At 68.5% G+C, this 18,185-nt stretch carries 18 protein-coding genes; 6 read left to right on the top strand and 12 right to left on the bottom strand.

Annotation, left to right across the window (positions count from 1 at the left end):
- The first annotated feature begins 133 nt into the window (after nt 1-133).
- On the top strand, nt 134-2,131 hold the full coding sequence (locus tag EWM63_RS29500) for a PAS domain-containing hybrid sensor histidine kinase/response regulator (protein WP_130189704.1): 1,998 nt from the start codon (nt 134-136) through the stop codon (nt 2,129-2,131).
- On the opposite strand, the gene mdcH is transcribed toward EWM63_RS29500, so the two are convergent.
- Genes mdcH through mdcA form a run of 7 tightly spaced genes read right to left on the bottom strand, consistent with a single transcriptional unit; the run spans nt 2,126 to nt 8,309 of the window.
- Nucleotides 2,126-3,061: a malonate decarboxylase subunit epsilon gene (mdcH, locus tag EWM63_RS29495; RefSeq protein ID WP_130189703.1), complete on the bottom strand. Its 936-nt coding sequence runs from the start codon at nt 3,059-3,061 to the stop codon at nt 2,126-2,128. The genes EWM63_RS29500 and mdcH overlap by 6 nt on opposite strands.
- A complete protein-coding gene (locus EWM63_RS29490) occupies nt 3,058-3,783 on the bottom strand; it encodes a malonate decarboxylase holo-ACP synthase (RefSeq protein WP_229487575.1) in 726 nt (241 codons plus the stop codon). Before EWM63_RS29490 ends, mdcH begins: the two co-directional genes overlap by 4 nt.
- Nucleotides 3,773-4,588, bottom strand: coding sequence for a biotin-independent malonate decarboxylase subunit gamma (mdcE, locus tag EWM63_RS29485; protein WP_130189702.1), 816 nt, complete (start codon nt 4,586-4,588; stop codon nt 3,773-3,775). Before mdcE ends, EWM63_RS29490 begins: the two co-directional genes overlap by 11 nt.
- Nucleotides 4,585-5,433 (bottom strand): biotin-independent malonate decarboxylase subunit beta, encoded by an 849-nt coding sequence (locus EWM63_RS29480; RefSeq protein WP_130189701.1) that lies wholly within the window; start codon nt 5,431-5,433, stop codon nt 4,585-4,587. The genes mdcE and EWM63_RS29480 overlap by 4 nt, the downstream gene beginning before the upstream one ends.
- Entirely contained in the window at nt 5,430-5,738 is a 309-nt protein-coding gene (locus EWM63_RS29475; RefSeq protein ID WP_130189700.1) for a malonate decarboxylase subunit delta, read from the bottom strand. The genes EWM63_RS29480 and EWM63_RS29475 overlap by 4 nt, the downstream gene beginning before the upstream one ends.
- Entirely contained in the window at nt 5,719-6,624 is a 906-nt protein-coding gene (locus tag EWM63_RS29470; protein WP_130189699.1) for a triphosphoribosyl-dephospho-CoA synthase, read from the bottom strand. The genes EWM63_RS29475 and EWM63_RS29470 overlap by 20 nt, the downstream gene beginning before the upstream one ends.
- Complete coding sequence (gene mdcA / locus EWM63_RS29465; protein WP_130189698.1) at nt 6,624-8,309, bottom strand: malonate decarboxylase subunit alpha; 1,686 nt, start codon at nt 8,307-8,309, stop codon at nt 6,624-6,626. Before mdcA ends, EWM63_RS29470 begins: the two co-directional genes overlap by 1 nt.
- 122 nt (nt 8,310-8,431) lie before the next feature.
- Between mdcA and EWM63_RS29460 the strand changes: the two genes are divergently transcribed.
- Nucleotides 8,432-9,337 (top strand): LysR family transcriptional regulator, encoded by a 906-nt coding sequence (locus EWM63_RS29460; protein WP_130189697.1) that lies wholly within the window; start codon nt 8,432-8,434, stop codon nt 9,335-9,337.
- A gap of 30 nt (nt 9,338-9,367) precedes the next feature.
- Here EWM63_RS29460 and EWM63_RS29455 read toward each other — a convergent pair whose 3' ends face one another.
- Together EWM63_RS29455 and EWM63_RS29450 are read right to left on the bottom strand one after the other, a co-directional pair.
- Complete coding sequence (locus EWM63_RS29455) at nt 9,368-9,562, bottom strand: 4-oxalocrotonate tautomerase (RefSeq protein WP_371861159.1); 195 nt, start codon at nt 9,560-9,562, stop codon at nt 9,368-9,370.
- A 28-nt stretch (nt 9,563-9,590) separates the two neighbouring features.
- The gene (locus EWM63_RS29450) at nt 9,591-10,370 is read right to left on the bottom strand and encodes a class II aldolase/adducin family protein (protein ID WP_130189695.1); all 780 of its coding nucleotides are present in this window, start codon (nt 10,368-10,370) and stop codon (nt 9,591-9,593) included.
- A gap of 204 nt (nt 10,371-10,574) precedes the next feature.
- Here EWM63_RS29450 and EWM63_RS29445 point away from each other — a divergent pair, with 204 nt between their 5' ends.
- Nucleotides 10,575-11,405 carry an alpha/beta fold hydrolase gene (locus EWM63_RS29445; protein WP_130189694.1) on the top strand — a complete coding sequence of 277 codons (831 nt, stop codon included), beginning with the start codon at nt 10,575-10,577 and terminating at the stop codon, nt 11,403-11,405.
- 100 nt (nt 11,406-11,505) lie between these two features.
- The gene (gene dcd, locus EWM63_RS29440) at nt 11,506-12,072 is read left to right on the top strand and encodes a dCTP deaminase (protein ID WP_130189693.1); all 567 of its coding nucleotides are present in this window, start codon (nt 11,506-11,508) and stop codon (nt 12,070-12,072) included.
- A 162-nt stretch (nt 12,073-12,234) separates the two neighbouring features.
- Here the strand turns inward: dcd and EWM63_RS29435 are convergent, their stop codons facing one another.
- The 3 genes from EWM63_RS29435 to EWM63_RS29425 form a co-directional block, all read right to left on the bottom strand.
- A complete protein-coding gene (locus EWM63_RS29435) occupies nt 12,235-14,118 on the bottom strand; it encodes an alpha/beta hydrolase (RefSeq protein ID WP_130189692.1) in 1,884 nt (627 codons plus the stop codon).
- 92 nt (nt 14,119-14,210) lie between these two features.
- Entirely contained in the window at nt 14,211-15,743 is a 1,533-nt protein-coding gene (locus EWM63_RS29430; RefSeq protein ID WP_130189691.1) for a sensor histidine kinase, read from the bottom strand.
- A 1-nt stretch (nt 15,744) separates the two neighbouring features.
- Complete coding sequence (locus tag EWM63_RS29425; RefSeq protein ID WP_130189690.1) at nt 15,745-16,434, bottom strand: response regulator transcription factor; 690 nt, start codon at nt 16,432-16,434, stop codon at nt 15,745-15,747.
- A 202-nt stretch (nt 16,435-16,636) separates the two neighbouring features.
- Here EWM63_RS29425 and EWM63_RS29420 point away from each other — a divergent pair, with 202 nt between their 5' ends.
- Nucleotides 16,637-17,212, top strand: coding sequence for a Spy/CpxP family protein refolding chaperone (locus EWM63_RS29420; protein ID WP_229487574.1), 576 nt, complete (start codon nt 16,637-16,639; stop codon nt 17,210-17,212).
- A gap of 23 nt (nt 17,213-17,235) precedes the next feature.
- Entirely contained in the window at nt 17,236-18,132 is an 897-nt protein-coding gene (locus EWM63_RS29415; protein ID WP_130189688.1) for an intradiol ring-cleavage dioxygenase, read from the top strand.
- Nucleotides 18,133-18,185: the final 53 nt, after the last annotated feature.

Genomic DNA, 18,185 nt, shown 5'->3' with positions numbered 1-18,185 from the left:
CGGCCCGGGAGCCGGCAGTACCGTGCGCCATGATAGCCCGCCGGGGCCGTTTGCGTGCGTGCGCGACCGTTCCGGGCGCCGTGCGCGGGCGAGCGATGACACAATCGGGCTTTTCATTCGCCGGAATCGCCTGATGGACGCGCTCTTCACCGCCGCATTTCACACCTCGCCGATCGGCCAGTACCTGCTTGCGCCGACCGACAGGCTGGAAATCATCGCGGTCAACGACGCGTTCCTGAAAACCGTTGCCCGCAGCCGCAAAGAGGTACTGGGCTTGCCGCTGTTCGAGGCATTCGCCGAGGACCCCGCTGACATGGGCGATACGGGTGTGGGCCCGTTGGGGCGTTCCATCGCCACGGCGATCGCGACGCGCACGCCGCAGATGATGCCGGCCCAGCGCTACCCGGTCCGCATGACGAAGGATGGCAAGACCTGGTTCGAGGACATGTACTGGACCTCGACCAATACGCCGATCTTCGACGACGCGGGGCAGCTCGTGTGCATCTCGCACACGGCGATCAACGTGACGGCCGAGGTGCTGGCGCAGCGGGCCCTTCGGGGCGCGCGCGAAGATGCCGTGCGCAGCGCCAGGAGCGCGGAAGCCAGCCGTGCCTACCTCGCCGCCGTGCTGCGCTCGGCGCCGGTGGGCATCATGATGCTCGACGAGCAGGGCAGGCTGCTGCACGCCAACCCGGCCAACGAGGCGCTGTTCGGTGCGTCGATCCCGTGCATCGACGGCAAGCTGGACTTCTCGGCGTGGCAGGGCTGGACCTCCAGCCCCGGTGGCGAGGGCATCAAGCTGGGGCCGGACGACTGGCCCCTGTACCGGGCGCTGGCCGGGGAGACGGTCGACAAGTGCCTGCTCGAGGTGGAATCGTTCGACCCGGGCCATCCGCGCCGCACCGTGCTGGTGTCGGCGGCGCCTGTCGTGAACGGCGCGGGCAAGCCGGCCGGCGCCGCGGCGATCGCCATGGACATCGCGGACCGCGTCGAAGCAGAGAAGGCGCTGATCGTGGCCGACCGCCGCAAGGACGAGTTCCTGGCCATGCTGGCGCATGAACTCCGCAATCCGCTGGCACCGATCAGTGCGGCGGCCGCCCTGCTGTCGATGGGCCAGCGCGACGAAAAGCAGGTAAAACAGACGCTGGCCGTGATCCACCGGCAAGTCGCGCACATGAGCGGCCTGATCGACGAGTTGCTGGACGTGGCGCGCGTGACGCGCGGGTTGATCACCCTCGACAAGGCACCGCTGGACATGAAGCGCGTCGTTGCCCAGGCCGTCGAGCAGGCACGCCCGGCGCTCGAGGTGCGCGGCCACATGCTGCACGTGACCCAGCCGCCCTCGCCGGCGCCCGTGGCGGGCGACGAAAAGCGGCTGGTCCAGGTACTCGCCAACCTGCTCAGCAACGCTGCGAAGTTCACACCGGAGGGCGGCTCGATCGGGATCGACCTGGCGATCGACACCCATTACGTGCGCACCTGCGTGTCGGACAACGGCATCGGCCTCGCCCCCGACATGCTCGAACCCGTGTTCGGCATGTTCGTGCAGGGCGAGCGCAGCCCGGACCGCAAGCAGGGCGGCCTGGGCATTGGCCTGGCGCTGGTGCGCAGCCTCGTGGAACTGCACGGCGGCACGGTGCACGCGCACAGTGCGGGGCAGGGAAAGGGAACGCGCTTCACCGTGTGCCTGCCGCTTGCCGACAACGCGGACGACGCCGTGGCCCCCCGTTCCTGGGAACCGGCGCACGGCGCCACGTCCCTGCGCGTGCTGGCGGTGGACGACAACGAGGATGCGCTGGCGATGGTGGAGATGCTGCTGTCGTCGCTGGGGCACCGGGTCGTCAGCCTGGCCAGTTCGCGCGACGCGGTGCGCTGCGCCGTGCAGTTGCAGCCAGACGTGTGCCTGCTCGATATCGGCCTGCCGGACATCGATGGTCTCGAGCTCGCCCGGCAGCTGCGGGCCGATCCCCGCACGCGCGAGACGCGCCTCATCGCCCTGTCGGGCTACGGCCAGGCAGCCGACCGCGCGGCGGCGGTCGCCTCGGGCTTCGACCTGTATTTCGTCAAGCCCGTCGATGTCGCCAAGCTCGTTGCCGCACTCGGCGAAGTCAGCCCACGGCGCCTTTCATGAGCCTTGCCGGAAGCGGGTGGCCAGCCGGGCAATGTCATCCGGCGACGCGGTGGCGCAGGTGACGGCCACACCGTCCGTGAACACAGGTTGCGCGAGCTTCGTCAGCACGCTGCCACTCGGCATCTCCACGGCGAGCCGGGCGCCCCGTTCCCAGGCATGCCGGATCGTGTCGTGCCAGCGCACCTGCCGCGCCATGTTGTGGGCAAGGTCGGCGCCGATGGCGGCACCGTCGAACAGCGCGCGGGCCACGCTGCCACTGATGTACGTGACACGGGGCCGGGCCAGCGGCACGGTCGCCATCGCCCCGGCCAGCGCCTGCGCCTGGGGGGCATACAAGGCGCAGTGCGACGGCACGGCCACGGCCAGCCGCTCGGCCTTCGCGCCCGTGCCTGTGCCATGCACCAGATCGGCGACGGCCGCCATGGCGGCATCGGCACCGGCAAGCACCAGCTGGCGTGGCCCGTTCAGGTTGGCGAGATAGACGGGGTGCGCATCGCCGTGCACCTGCGCGATCAGCGGCGCCAGTCGCGCCGCCGTGAGGCCCGTCACGGCCGTCATGCCGTAACCGGACGGGTAGGCTTGTTCCATTGACCGCGCGCGTTGCGCCACCAGCCGCACGGCGTCGGCGAATGCCAGCACGCCGGCCGTCACGGCGGCGGGGTAGGCGCCGATCGACAGGCCCGCCACCATGTCGGGCCGGGCATCGAGCGCGGCCAGGTGGCGCGCCGTGGCGACGCCGGCCACCAGCAGGCAAAGCTGCACCGCCACCGTGGACCGCAGCGCCTGCGCCGTGTCGAGCGCCAGCGGATCGGTGCCCAGCACGGTGGCGGCCTCGTCGAGGGTACGCGCCGTCTCGGGATGCGGCGCCAGCGCGTGCAGCATGCCGGGCTTTTGCGCACCCTGGCCGGGAAACGTGAACAGGATCGTCATGCCGCCTCGGTGTGCGGGCGCCACGGGTCGGGAACCAGCAGCGGGCCATGCGCGGTCTTCAGTAGCACACGTCCGCCGCGCGCGTAGTCGGCCAGTGCAAACCCGCCGCTGCCCGTATCGACCTGGATGTCGACACGGCAGGGCGCGCCATGCTGCAGGCGCATCAGCTCCTCCACGATACGGCTGGCCAGCGGGGCCGGTGCGCGCACCAGCAGGTCGAGATCGCTGTCGGGACGCAGCACGGGCAAGCCGCTGGCCAGGTAGAACCCGGTGCCGCCCGTGGGGCCCCACGCCAGGCCCAGCGCATCGAGCGCGGGCGCGAGGCTGGCCAGTGCGCGCAGCGGCGGCAGCGTGGCGTCTTCCGCCAAGGGCGTTTGGGCCAGCATTTCCGGCGTGACGCGGCGGGCCACGGCGGCGCGCTGCACATAACCCTTGCAGCGCTGGCTGCGGCTGGTGCCGCGGGCGCCCACGGGCACCAGGCTGCCCGGCGCCGCCTCGCGCCGCACCACCAGCGGCGCGCCGGCCAGCCAGGCGGCATCGAGCCACGCCGGCCACGGGCCGCCCGCATCGAAGCGGTCCGGCAGCCGCAGGAACAGCAGGTCATGGGGGCGGTAGGGCGGCGTTTTCATCGCTTGCGCCACGCGCGGGTGGGCGGCGAACGACGGCCGCGAGGGCCCGGGCAGGTGGCGCACGGCCAGCAATGCAATGCCATCAATGTCCATCCCATTGCGTTCGCAGCAGTTCGCGGACACGCCGCGACGCGGCGCGGTGCTCGCCATCGAACCTTCCCGACAGGTCGCGCTCCGGCTCGGCCGCGATATCGGCCAGCGCCGCTTCCAGCGTGGTCCGCACCAGCGCCACGTCGTCCGCCGACGGTGTCGCGGCACTCGATGGCCGCAAGACCTTCCACAGCAGGCCGAGCGAGGCATAGCTGCCGATGTCGTAGGCCATCGGTGGCACGCTTTGCGCAAGCGCTTCCAGCGCCTCGACGGAGCGCAGCGTGATGCGCGCGGCGGAGGCCTTGCCCATCGCGTGCACCATCACGCCCGGGTCTTCCAGTGCGATCAGCCGGTTGGCCTGGTAGCCATGGGCGAGGAAGGCGCCGGACATCGCCAGCCCGACGATCAGGCCGATGACGGGGTGGCCGGCCAGGCGGGCCTGGGCATAGGCGCCGGCGGCGCCGGCCAGCGCCTGGTGGATGCCGAACGCTTCTTCCCGGCGTCCGTAGGCCTGGCTCGTCACGTCGATGACGGCGACGATCGGGCGCTTGTGTGGGGCATCGCGGTCGGCCTCGATGGTTTCCTGCACGGCCTGGGCCAGCTGCCAGCCTTCGACGAGGCCCACTTCGCCGTTGCGGGCGCGGGGAAAGCGGTTGTCCGCGTCCGGCACCACGGCGATGAAGCGGGCCGGGGCGCCCGCCAGCATGGCGTCGACGACCCGCACGGCGGGCCAGTCGTGCACGGCGGCCGATCCGGCCAGGGATTCCAGCCATGTCGCGCCGTTCGAGCGCGTTGGAGTCGTGTTCATCCCAGTCCCTTTCCATAGAGCGCGCGCACGTCGGCCGGTGCCGGCTGCTGCGCGGTATCGACTTGCGCGAGGCTTGCCAGGAAGTCCGCGTAGCGTTCGCTGCGGTGGATGGCCGGCGGTCCGGCGTGGAACAGGCCGGCCACCGCGGTGCGCACCTGCACGGTGTCGTCGTCCACGAGCACGTCGGCCAGGTGCGTGGCGCAGCGTTGCTCGCCGCCCGTCAGGCCCCAGATCAGTGCACGGTTGCGCGAATCGAATTCGGCCAGCCCGGCCTCCTGTTCGATCACCTGGGGCCCGTTCAGGCCCAGGCGGGCTTCACGGGTGAGCACCAGGTACGAACACAGGCCGGCGGCGATCGACATGCCGCCATAGCAGCCTACGGTGCCGGCGCTGACGCCGATCACGGGCCGGTAGCGCCGCAGGTCGACGATGGCGGACTGGATTTCCGCGATGGCGGCCAGGCCCAGGTTGGCTTCCTGCAGCCGCACGCCACCCGTCTCGAACAGGATCACGGCCTGCGTGGGCGTGCCGTTGCGGTTGTCGCGTGCCGCCAGTTCCAGCGCGCCGGCAATCTTCGCGCCGCCCACTTCGCCCATGCTGCCGCCCTGGAACGCGCCCTCGATGGCAAGGATGACGGTGGCCACGCCGTCCAGCGTGCCTTTGGCCACCACCACGCCGTCGTCGGCCTGCGTGACGATGTGCTGCCGTGCAAGCCACGGCGACGTGACGCGGTCGAACGGACCGACCAGCTCGCGCATGGAGCCGGCGTCGAGCAGGCCGCGGGCACGGTTGCGGGCATTGCGTTCGATGAAGCTGTCGCGCTGGAGAAGCTGTTCGATGTTCATGGCCGGCCTCCCAGCGCCGCTTCCTCGAATGCCTGCTCGATGCGCATGCGCACCACGCCGGGCGTGGCGCCGTTGTCATTGATCTCGATCTTCGCGGCCGGCAGCGCCGGGTCGGCGAACACGCGCTCCAGCAATGCCGTCCAGGTGCCGCCGTAGCCGTCGACCGACGTCTGCACGGCCACGTTCGTGCGCCCGCCCGACTGCGGCTCCAGCAGCACTTCCAGGTCGCCGGAGGCCACCACGCCCGTCACCGTGCGCGATGCGGCGGGTTGGCCGGCGGCGAATTCAAACTGCAGTCGTTCCATCGTGTCCCTCCATTTCCTGTCGTTGTTCTTGGGCGATGCTGTCCAGCAGCAGCGTTGCCGCCAGTAGGTCCGCCGCGCCGCCTGGCGAGGTGCCCCGTGCCAGCATGTCCGCCTCCAGTGCGCGCAAGGCGGCCTGGCCCGGCCCGGTGGCCACGCCGCCGGCATCGAGCACGGCCTGTGCGCCGGCCTGCGCGGCCAGCAGCGCGGACCGGCCGCCGCGCGCCAGCAGGCATGTATCGTCGAGATCGGCAACGATGGCCAGCAGCGCCTGCAGGCGCGCCGCGCTTTCCGGATCGCCACGCCCGCGCGCGGCATGCAGCATCGGCAGCGCGACACGCGTCACGTGCGGGAAGCCCGCTTCGGCCTGGCCGCGCGCGCCGCCAACGCCATATTGCCAGCGCGCCGTTTCCCCCTTATTCCCCGTGCAGGCCGGCGCGCCGGCATCGGCCAGCCGGGCCAGCGTGCCGGCCCGGGACGCGATCGCCGCCGGCGTGGCGCCACCAGCCACCTGGCCCGCGGCGGTCACGAGCAGGCCCAGTGCCCAGATGGCGCCGCGGTGCGTGTTCACGCCGCCCGTCGCCGCCATCATGGTTGCTTCCGCGTCGCGGCCGATGGCACCGATGCGGCGCCGCAGCGCCGGCAGGTCATGGATTGTCGCGCCGGCATGGGCCATGGCTTCGAAAGCCGGCCGCAGCGCGTGCGCGGAGTGGCACATCAGCAGCCAGCTCAGGTCGCGGTGGGCACCGCTGCCGCGCATGTCGACGAGGCCGGGCTTCGGCGTGAGCATCGCCTCGTCGACCAGCGCGGCCACGGCCAGGCCGGCCAGTTGCCGCGCGCAGGAGGGGGGTGAAATGCGAATGTGCTGCAGTGGGTTCAGTGTCGTCATCACCAGCTCCTGAATTTCGCGGGCGGGTCATACAGCCCATCCGACCAGTCCACCAGGTCGGCGATGCTTTTCGCCGCCAGCAGCGAGCGCGTGGCCTGCGAACGCTGCACGCCGATATCCTCCGGCAGCGCGATCAGGCCCTCCTGGCGCATCTTCGCCGTCTGCTTCGGATCGTGGCGCAGGCCGACCGGCGTGACGCCCGCCACGGCGGCCAGCATGGCCTTGCGCTCTTCGAGCGAGCGGGCCTTGTACAGGTAGGCGATGCCTTCTTCGGTCAGCACGTGCGTGACGTCGTCGCCATAGATCATCACGGGCGCCAGCGGCATGCCCGATGCCTTGCCCACTTCGACCGCGTCGAGCGATTCCACGATGGTCGGCTGGCTGCCGTCCTGGAAAGTCTCGACCATCTGCACCACCAGCTTGCGGCCCCGTGACAGCGGGTCGTCGCCTTCGATGAGGTCGAGCCACGCCGGCGTGGCGTGGCGGCGGCCGTGCGGATCGTGGCCCATGTTCGGGGCGCCGCCGAACCCCGTCAGGCGCCCGTGCGTGACGGTCGACGAGTTGCCCGCGCCATCCATCTGCAAGGTGGCGCCGATGAACAGGTCGACCGCGTATTGGCCGGCCATCTGGCACAGCAGGCGGTTCGAGCGCATCGAGCCGTCGCGGCCCGTGAAGAAGATGTCCGGCCGGGCCGCCGTGTAGGCTTCCATGCCCAGTTCCGCGCCGAAGCAGTGCACGCTGTCGACCCAGCCGCTTTCGATCGCCGGGATCAGCGTGGGGTGGGGATTCAGTGTCCAGTTGCGGCAGATCTTGCCCTTCAGCCCGAGCTGCTCGCCGTAGGTCGGCAGCAGCAGTTCGATCGCGGCCGTGTTGAAGCCGATACCGTGGTTCAGCGACTGGACGTTGTGGCGCTCGTAGACGCCGCGGATCGCCATCATCCCCATCAGCACGTGCACGGGCTTGATCAGGCGCGGGTCGCGGGTAAACAGCGGTTCGATATAAAACGGCTTGTCGGCCTGCACCACGAAGTCGATCCACGAGCCGGGAATGTCCACGCGCGGCAGGCCGGCCGGATCGTCGACGATCTCGTTGACCTGGGCAATGACGATGCCATCGCGGAACGCGGCCGCCTCCACCAGGGCCGGCGTGTCCTCGGTGCTCGGGCCCGTGTACAGGTTGCCGTCGCGGTCGGCCTTGTAGCCGGCCACCAGCACCACGTTCGGCACGAGATCGACATACAGGCGCGCATACAGTTCGACATAGGTGTGCAGCGCGCCCACCTGCAGCACGCCATCCTGCAGCAGCTGCGAGATGCGCAGGCTTTGCGCGCCGGCGAACGCGAAATCGAGCTTGCTCGCGATGCCTTGCTCGAACAGGTCCAGGTGCTGGGGCAGGCTCACGCTGGGCATGATCAGGTGCAGCCCGTTGACCTTGTCGGGATCGAGCCGGACCAGGGCCCGGGCCAGGAAGTCGGCCTGTTTCTGGTTGTTCCCCTCGAGGACGACGCGGTCGCCGCTGGCCACCAGCAGCTGTAACGCGTCGACGATGGCATCCGTGCCGAGAACGCGGCCGTCGCTCAGGTGGCGGACCGCATCGATGCGCCGGCGCTTTTCCTGGCGCCGTGTATCCCATTGACGAGGTTGCGCCTGCCGTGTTTGCCCCTGGAGCGGGGGAGTGCCGTTCATGCTGTCTCCTAGCTTGTTGCTTGTCGGGTAAGGCCAAGCATAGGCCTGCCAGGAGGGCCATTCAATCAACCGGAGGGTGCCGATGTTTACTATGAAGTTAAATATTGCAGTATTCTGGCACCATGATCGACGAAGAAATCACCTTGAAGAAGCTGGAAATCTTCCTGGCGTTCATGCGCCTGTCCAGCCTGGCGCGCGTGTCCGAGGAAGTGGGGCAGAGCATCGTCAGCGTGCACCGCGCGCTGCATTCGCTGGAAGAAGGCTTGCGCTGCCAGTTGTTCCAGCGCGAAGGCCGCAAGCTGACGGCGCTGCCGGCCGCGTTCGCGTTTGCCAGCCATGCGCAGCGGGCGGTGGCGGAAACGGAGGAGGGCATCCGCAAGGTGCGCGAACTGGCTGGCTTCAACAGCAACCGGCTGCGCATCGGTTCGCTGTATTCGCTGACGCTGCGCTGCATTCCGCACCTGCTGATGGGGCTGAAATTGCGCCGGCCCGACCTGCACGTCGACCTGACGCTGGGCTCGAACAAGGATCTGTTGCAGGGCCTGGCGGACGGCCGGCTCGACGCGGTCGTCATCGGCTTGCAGGCGCCGTCCGATAACACGAACCTGGTGGCCGTGCCGCTGTTCGAGGATGAGGTGCGCCTCGCCGCGCCGCTGGGGTCGCCCTACGCGGGCAAGGCCGCCGTGGACCTGAAGGATTTGCGCAACGAACAGTTCATCACGCTGGGCGGCGGGTTCGTGACATCCGACAGTTTCAATCACGCGTTCCGGCAAGCCGGCTTCGTGCCGGAAACCACCATGCAGGTCAGCGACATCTTTTCGCTCATCAATCTGGTCGGCAGCGGCATGGGCTACAGCCTGCTGCCAGCCCGGGTGGCCGAGTACAGCGCGCGCATCGAGCTGATCGCCCTCGCCGGGCCGTATGCGTCGCACCAGGTCATCACGCTATTGCTGCCGAAGACGCGCGAGCGCGATCCGAATCTGCTCGCGCTGGCGGCCGAATCAAGGATGTTCGGCAAGGGACGGTGAAGTAAGGCGGGGCCGCTCAGGCGGCGGTGTTCATTCCTCGGACCACAGCTTGCCGCCCGTGGCCCAGTGCTCGCGCTTGACCTCGTGGAGGATGATGTCCACGGATTCAGGGGACGAGCCCAGCGTCTCGACGGTGGCTTGGGTGACGGCCTGCACGAAGGCGCGCTTTTGTTCCGGGGTACGGCCTTCGAACAGCTGGACATTAATGGTCGGCATGCTTTGCATCTCCTCGAAAAAGTGAAACGGTACGGTATCAGCTGCGGTACTGCGGGCTTTCCGCATCCAGGCGGCGCAGCAGGGACGGCCACTCGAGCGCGCCTTCCGGCGAATGATCGCCCAGCAACTGCTCATGGACTTTCCGGCACATGGCTTCAGGCGGCTGGCGCAGCGGCACCATGGCCGCCTGGGCGCGCAGTTGCGCGTCGCAGGCGCGGTCCAGCGTTTCCATCAGCACGAACGCTTCGGGAATCGTGCGGCCCACCGTCAGGCTGCCGTGGTTACGCAGCAGCATGGCGTGGCGCGAACCCAGGTCGTGGACCAGGCGCCGCTGCTCGTCTTCCTCCATGGCGATGCCTTCATAGTCGTGATACGCCAGCTCGTTGTAGAAGCGCAGCGCGTAGGGCGACAGGGGCAGCAGGCCGGTTTCCTGCATGCCGACGGCGATGCCGGCGAGGTTATGCAGGTGCATGACGCACGCCGCATCGGGGCGCGCCTTGTGCACGGCGCCGTGCAGGCGGAAGCCGGACCGGTTCGCCGTGTACTGCGACGGGCCCACAACGTGACCATCGCCGTCCACCTTGACCAGGTTCGACGCCCGCACTTCGTTGAAGCGCATGCCGAACGGGTTGATCAGGTAGTGGCCCGGTTCGCCCGGCACGGCTGCCGAGATGTGGGTGTAGATGCCGTCGTCCCAGCCATACAGCGCGCACAGCTGGTAGCAGGCGGCGAGATCGACGCGGGTTTGCCATTCGGCGGGAGAAGTGATGCCTGGGCGGGCGAGGGCCACCTGGCCGGGTGTCGAGAGTCTGTCCATGACGCCAGCGTAGCAGGCAACGCGCCGGTCGTCACGTCGGTGGCGGTATGGGCTGTCCGTATGAAGGATATGGGGGGGCGCCGCCGATCCCCTCGCGGCAGGACAGGCTTTTCCGTATGTTAATATTATTGAAGTAAGGCCAACCTAAGATTCACCCGCTAACATCGCCACGCCCGAAATTCCGGTGCCCTGGCGCCCCTCACAATGAAACCCATCCTGCACTTCTCGCACGCCAACAGCTATCCCGCCGGCACGTACCGCCAATTGTTCGAACAGCTCGACAAGGACTTCGATGTGCAGGCGCTCGACATGCATGCCCACAATCCGGCATTTCCCGTGCGCGACGGCTGGCATGAACTGGTCGATGAGCTGATCGCCGAGCTGGTGGCGCGCTATCGCGGCGAGCCGGTGATCCTCGTCGGTCATTCGCTGGGCGGGATGCTGAGCCTGATGGCGGCCGCCCGGCGCCCCGAGCTGGCGCGCTGCGTGGTGCTGCTCGACTCGCCGGTCGTGGCGGGCTGGCGCGCGTTCGCGTGGCGGCTGGTCAAGCGCTTCAATGCCGAGGACCGCTATTCGCCCTCGCGCCTGTCGGTGCGGCGCAGGAATGTGTGGCCCACCGAAGCCGATGCGCTGCGCCATTTCGCCAGCAAGGAACTGTTTGCCGCGTGGGCGCCGGGCGTGCTGCAGGATTACCTGCACGCGGGGCTGGTGCCGCATCCCGAAGGCGTGCAGCTGCGCTTCTCGCGCGACGTCGAGACCGCGGTTTACCGGACGCTGCCGCACCATATCGGGCACCTCGTGGCCGGCGAGTTCCCGGTGCCGGTCGGTTACCTGGCCGGCCGCATCTCGATCGAAAACCGGCAGGCCGGCCTGGCCGCGACCAAGGCGCTGGTGGGCCGCAACTTCCGGCTGATGCCGGGCGGGCACCTGTTCCCGATGGAGTTTCCCGTGCTGACGGCGCAGGCGGTGCGCGACATGGTCTGCGAGCTCACCGGTAGCGAACTGGCGCTGTGCAAGGAAGCCCAGCCGGCGTGAAATCGCGCAAAATGCTTCAGGGGAAAGGCGAGTTCGCGTAGAATCGCGCCCACGCGGCGCAGCCGCACCACCCACCAACAGACTTTCTAAAGCCTTTGCGATGACGATTAAAAGCGACAAATGGATCCGCCGGATGGCGGAATCGACCGGAATGATCGAACCCTTTGAACCGGGGCAGGTCAGGACAGTGGACGGCCGCAAGGTCATTTCGTTCGGCACGTCGTCGTACGGCTACGATATCCGCTGCGCGGACGAATTCAAGATCTTCACGAACATCAACAGCACGATCGTCGACCCGAAGAACTTCGATTCCAACTCGTTCGTGGACGTCAAGAGCGACGTCTGCATCATCCCGCCGAACTCGTTCGCGCTGGCCCGCACCATCGAATATTTCCGCATCCCGCGCGACGTGCTGACCGTCTGCCTCGGCAAGTCCACCTATGCGCGCTGCGGCATCATCGTCAATGTCACCCCGTTCGAACCGGAATGGGAAGGCTACGTGACGCTGGAGTTCTCGAACACGACGCCGCTTCCCGCCAAGATCTATGCCGGCGAAGGCTGCGCGCAGGTGCTGTTCTTCCAGAGCGACGAGGAATGCGAAACGTCGTACAAGGACCGCAACGGCAAGTACCAGGGCCAGCACGGCGTCACGCTGCCGAAGGCGTGACGACGAAGCGGCGCGGCGCCAGGCTGTAGCCGGGCGTTGCAACGAGCTTGGCAGCGAGGCCTCCCGCGTTCCGGCGCGGGGGGCCTCGCCGTTTGCGCAGCGCCGTTTGTCGACGCCGCCACTTCCGGGGTTCTCCGGCGCGGGTGCAGGCCGGCGCGCGGGCTACTGCCGCGTCAGCACGATCGGTTCGACCTTGCCGGTCCTGCCAGCGACCACGGTACGCGTCGCACGATAGGGCAGGTACCCTTCGGCGGTGATCGCCAGTTCGTAGTCGCCATCGGCCAGGCCCACAAAGGAAAACATGGCCCTGGCCGCGTCATCCCTGCCTGCCAGGTGGCTGTCGATGCCCAATTCCGTGCGGCTTCGATCGGGCACGAGGGTGCGTCGGACGTGGCCATTGGACAGGGTGATGGCATCGATGTCGATGCCGGGGTGCGGCTTGCGGAAGCTCCCCGCGGGGTTTTCTCCCGCCGTCACTTCCGCCCCGATGTAACCGAACAGCGTGCCGACCGGGGACAGCGCGATGTCCAGATCCGGCACCTGCCCCGCGGCGATCGTTACCGTCCGCCGTGCCGGCAGCGCGGTGAAGCCGTGCGAGATGACCGCGACCTCATACACACCCGCGGCAAAGGGGCCCAGCTGGCGCTCGCGGTCGCCCGCAAGGATGGGCACCACGATGCGCCCCTGCGCGCCGTCGGCGGGCGTGAGCACGAGCAGGGGCTCGGCCGGTGCCAGTCCGCCGGCGCCGCCATAGTGCAGGGCCACGCGCACATGGCCGCCTGGCGCGGCCGGCGCACCGCCGGCGCCGGCCGTGGCGGTGTCGAGCACTGCCGCATAACGCGCGAAGGCCTGCGGCGAGTGCAGGATGCTGGTGTGGTCCTCGTCGAAGCCGTAGATCATGCGCGCCTCCGCCTGGGCTTGCGGTCGCAGCTCGCTGGCCAGCGTGACAGCGCCGTCGGTATTGGCCGAATGCAGGAAGCTGTAGCCGCCCGCATGGCCGAAGAACAGGTAGTAGTCCGTGTTGCCGGGCAGAGGGCGCTGGTACAGCGACTGGATGAAGCGGCCGCCCGCCTGCATGTCGTTCCACGACGGCACCACGGCCGGGGAATGCGCCACGCCCCGGTCGGCCATGGCATCGCCGCCCCAGGGCGTGGACAGCGACACGAACGTCTTTTCCGCCGGCAGCTGCGCGCCGTAGTTCGACAGGAAATTGCGCACGACGAGACCGCCCATGCTGTGCGCGGTGAAGACGATGCGCCGGAAGTGGTGCGTGCGCTGCAGGTTGATCAGCTTCCAGTACAGCAGGTAGGACATGGAATCGAGCGAAGCGCCGGATGGGTAGTAGAAGAACCATGGCTGATAGCGCTTGCGGTCGAGGTGCTCGACGAAGTAGCGCCATTCCTGCGGCGAACCGCCGACGCCATGCACGAACAGCACCGGAATCCTGGCCGGGTCGTACTTGTCCAGGAAGTAGACATTGCCGCCGGCGGTGCGGAAGAATTCGGTGGGCGTCCAGTACCCGGTGCGGGCGAACTGCGCGGAAAACACCGGGGCATCGAGGTCGGCGATGGCGCCGGCCTGGGTGCTGTGCAGCGTGCCGGGCGGTGCGGCGCCGACAGCGGTGCCGACAGGGAGATCGGTCGGCTGGCCGCCCACCGAAAAATTGAGCTCGACGACGGTGCCGGTACCGTTTGCCACGACCGGCCCGGGGCGGAACTGGCCGGCCGCTTCGCCCTCGTCGAGCCGCAGGTTGCCGTTGGCATCGGCAAATCCGGCGACGATGTAGTCGCCCTTTGGCACCAGCAGTTCGTATCCCCCGGCCTCGTGCAGTACCGCGTGGTGGACAGGAACGAGCGCACCATGGTCACGGCTGAAGGCGGCAACCACGAGGGGAACATGCGGGGGTGCCGCACTGGCCACGCGGCCGACCAGCACGGTCGAGGAGTAAAACGTGCGCGCATCGCCGTTGACCTTGACCAGGCTGCATGCGTTGAGCAGGCAGCACGACAGCGCGACGAGAAGAGCGGGCAGCGGGGACGTTGGCATTGGTCGGTTCGCGGTTGGGTTCAACCACGATTATCAGGCATTTTGTTGTTTTTGCAATCATCACCGATGACGCCGCAGAGTGCCTGAGGCGCTCAATCGAGCGGCAGCGCGATCTCCACGCACAGGCCACCGCCGTCGCGGTTGACGGCGCCGATGGTGCCGCCGTGCTGCTGCACCACCTGCCGCGCGATGGCCAGGCCCAGGCCATGCCCCTCCACGTCCTTCTCCGTGCCGCTGCTGCGGAAGAACGGCTCGAAGATCGCCTGCAGGTCCTGCGCCGCCACGCCGGGCCCGCGGTCGAGTACCCGGATGCGCAGCGTGGCCGCATCGACGGCGCTGTCGACGACGATCGTTTCCCCTTCCGGGCTGTGCTTGATGGCGTTGCGCACGACGTTCTCGATGGCGCGCGCCAGCAGGTCCGGCTGGCCGAGCAGCAGCACGTCGACACTGCCGCGCGCGGCAACAGTGCGCCCCTGTGCCGTGGCCTCGAACTGCGCATCGCCGACGATCCCGTGCAGCAGCTCGCCCACGTCGATCTCCTCGCGCGCGCCAGCCAGCGCGCCCGCTTCCAGTCGCGACAGCGTCAGCAACTCATCGACCAGCTTGTCCATGCGCACGCTTTCGCGTTCAATGCGCTGGAACGAGGCCGCCATGCGGGCCGGATTCTGGTGCGCCAGGCCGATCGCGGCCTGCAGCCGCGCCAGCGGCGAGCGCAGCTCGTGCGACACGTCGTGCAGCAGGCGGCGCTGGCCATCCATCAGGTTGCGCAGCCGCGCCGTCATGCGGTCGAAATCGCGGCCCAGGTCCGTCAGTTCGTCGCCGCGCTTGCCGGCACCGGCGAAGCGCGGCGCCAGGTCGCCAACCGATGCGGCTTCGAATGCCTGCCGCAGCGAGCGGATCGGGCGCGAGAAATACCAGGCAAGCAGGGCGGCGAACAACAGGCTCGCCACCAGCGCGGCGGCCAGCGGAATGAACGGTGTCAGTGGCTGGAAGCGGCCGCGCGGGCCGTTCGGCTCCATGGGGCCGGGGCCGGGCCCCATGCGTGCTTCGGCCCGGCCGGCGGGGCCGGGTGGCAAATCAGGCTGCAGGCCGGGCTGGAAATAGGGCTGAAAGTTCGGCTGAAGGTTTGGCTGAAAGCCGGGCCCGCGCGGCCCCATGTCCGCCATCGGCATGCCGGCGCCGGCCAGCAGCAGGCGGGCATCGGCGGTATTCATCGGCGTCAGCCGGTCTTGCGCGGGCAGGAACAGCAGGTAGCGGCGGCCGTTCGGCAGGGTCATGCGGCGGACCACGCGCATATCGCCCCTGTCGAGCACGGCGCGGGCCGCCGCAACCTGCACGGGGTTGACGATCCGGCCCAGCAATTCCTTGCCCAGGTCGTCCACGGCAAACACGCGATGACGGTCCATGTTCTCCAGCAGGCGCTTCAACGCCTGCGGGCCGCCGAATTCCAGCGTGGCGGCGGCCGATTCGATCGCCATCGCGGCCGGCGGGCTGAAATCGATGGCGGGGCGTTGTTCCTGTTCGGCGGCACGGCTCTTCAGCCAGAGGGCGCCGCCGATGCCCACCGTGGCGGCGACCTGCGCCAGCAGGATCGACAGGAAGAATTTCCAGAACAGGCGGCCCACGTCAATCCTTGATCAGCTGGTAACCCATCCGGTACACGGTTTGCAGGCAGGAGCGGCCATCGGCCAGCGTGCCAAGCTTGTGGCGCAGGCTGGACAGGTGCACGTCGATGTTGCGGTCGAAGCGCGCCATGGGCCGGCCCAGGCCCTGCTCGGACAGCGTGTTCTTGCTGACCGGCTTGCCCGCGTGCCGCGCAAGCACTTCGAGCAGGTTGAATTCAGTGCTCGTCAGTTCCACGGTGGCGCCGGCCCAGGCGGCGCGCCGCTGTTCCGGCCACATCGTCAACTGGCCGACGACGAGCGGCGCCGAGGCCAGCTGGTCCATCGGCGTGCCGGCCGTGCGGCGCAGGATCGCGCGGATGCGCGCCGTCAGCTCGCGCGGCGTGCAGGGCTTGGTCACGTAATCGTCCGCCCCCAGTTCCAGGCCCACGATGCGGTCGGTGTCGTCGCCGCGGGCGGTCAGCATCAGGATCGGCATGCGGCTGGCCGCGCGGATGCGCCGCAGCGTTTCCAGGCCATTCATCCGCGGCATCATCACGTCGAGGATCGCGATCGCGTACTGGCCCGTCAGCGCCGTGGCGGCGCCGGCTTCGCCGTCGTGCGCCGTCTTTACTTCGAAACCCTCCTGCTCCAGGTATTCCTGGAACATGCTTACCAGTTCGACATCGTCGTCGATCAACAGAACCTTGCTCATCACTTCATCATCAGTCGGCAAAGGGCCATGATAGCAGCCGCCTGTAGGGCATTGGCCTTTGCCGCACGGTCTTTTACCCGCTTTTACAGCGGCGCCCTTTACACGGATTTACCCCCGTCTAACCGCGCTTTACACGGCCCGGCAAGAAAATGGCGGCTCCCCTGTCACTGAAGGACCGCTGATGAACAACACAATACAAAACTTGCAACGACTCCTCCTTGCCACCGCACTGGCGCTGCCGCTGGCGGCGCTCGCGCAAGGCAACGGCGACGAAGAGCGCAATGATGGGCCGCGCGGCGGCCACGCGGACAGCGCGCGGATGGACGAGCGCCGCGGCCCGGGCCCGGCCCTGCAGGATGACGACGGCCCGCGTGGCCCGCGTGGGGAGGGGGCCGGCTTCGGTCCAGGCCCCGGCTTCGACAACGTGCCGCCTTACCTGCGCGGCATCGACCTGAGCGAAGCCCAGCGGGACAAGATCTTCGCCATCGTGCATGGCCAAGTGCCGTACCTGCGCGAACAGGCGAAGGCGCGCGAGAAAGCCGACCGTGCGCTGTTCGCGCTGCACGGTGCCGCGAAGTTCGACGATGCCGCCGCGGTGAAACTGGCCCAGGCCGCGGCGCAGGCGGACGCCAACGTCACGCTGTCGCACCTGCGCACCGAGCAGAAAGTGCTGGGCGTGCTGACCGCCGAGCAGCGCAAGTCACTGGACGAGCGCAAGACCGTGCGTTCGCCACGCCAGGATGGCGACCGCGAGCCCGGCCACCCCGGCGCCCAGTAACCCCATCACCACAGGAGCAAGCGATGGCATATCACGGGCACAGCCTGGAAGAAGACCTGCAAACGATGCTGAATACCACGGCCGGACGGCGCCAGTCGCTGCGCTGGCTGCTGGCCGGCGCGGCAACGTTGCCCATCCTCGGGTGCGGCGGTTCTTCCGATACCGAAGGCAGCACCAGCACCAGCGCGGACACCGGTACGACCACGACCGGGACCACGAGCACGGGCATCACCACCTCCACCGGCACGACGGGGACGACGACCACGAGCGGCAGCTGCTCGGTGATTCCCGAGGAAACCGGCGGCCCTTACCCAGCCGATGGCACCAACAGCAACGGGAGCGGCGTCGTCAACGTCCTGACGCAGAGCGGTGTCGTGCGCAGCGATATCCGCGGCAGCTTCGGCACGATGAGCGGCACGGCGGCCGGTGTGCCGTTGACGATCAGGCTGCACATCGTCAACGCCAACAACAGCTGCGCGGCGGCGGGCAACTTTGCGGTGTACCTGTGGCATTGCGACCGCGAAGGCAATTACTCGCTGTACTCGGGCGGCGTGACGAACCAGAACTACCTGCGCGGCGTCCAGCAGGCGGATGCGAACGGCGACATCACGTTCACCACGGTCTTCCCCGGATGCTACGCGGGCCGCATGCCGCATGTGCACTTCGAGGTGTATGCCACGCTGGCGAAGGCGGCAATCGCATCGAACCGCATCAAGACGTCGCAGTTCGCGTTCCCGACCGATATCTGCAACCAGGTGTATGCGACGTCCGGCTACAGCGCCAGCGTGCGCAACCTGTCGCAGATCAGTTTTGCGACCGACAACATCTTCAGCGATGGCTACGCGTTGCAACTGGCGACGGTGACGGGCAATGCCACCGATGGCTACGTGGCGACGCTGACGGTGGCCGTGGTGGCCTGACGCCCCGGCCGTAGCGCTTTCGCAACCTGCAGAAAGAAAGTCTACCAGGCTGC

The organism is Pseudoduganella lutea (assembly GCF_004209755.1).
In the GTDB taxonomy this organism is placed as follows: Bacteria; Pseudomonadota; Gammaproteobacteria; order Burkholderiales; family Burkholderiaceae_D; genus Rugamonas; species Rugamonas lutea.
This window is presented reverse-complemented; position numbering and strand designations above follow the sequence as displayed.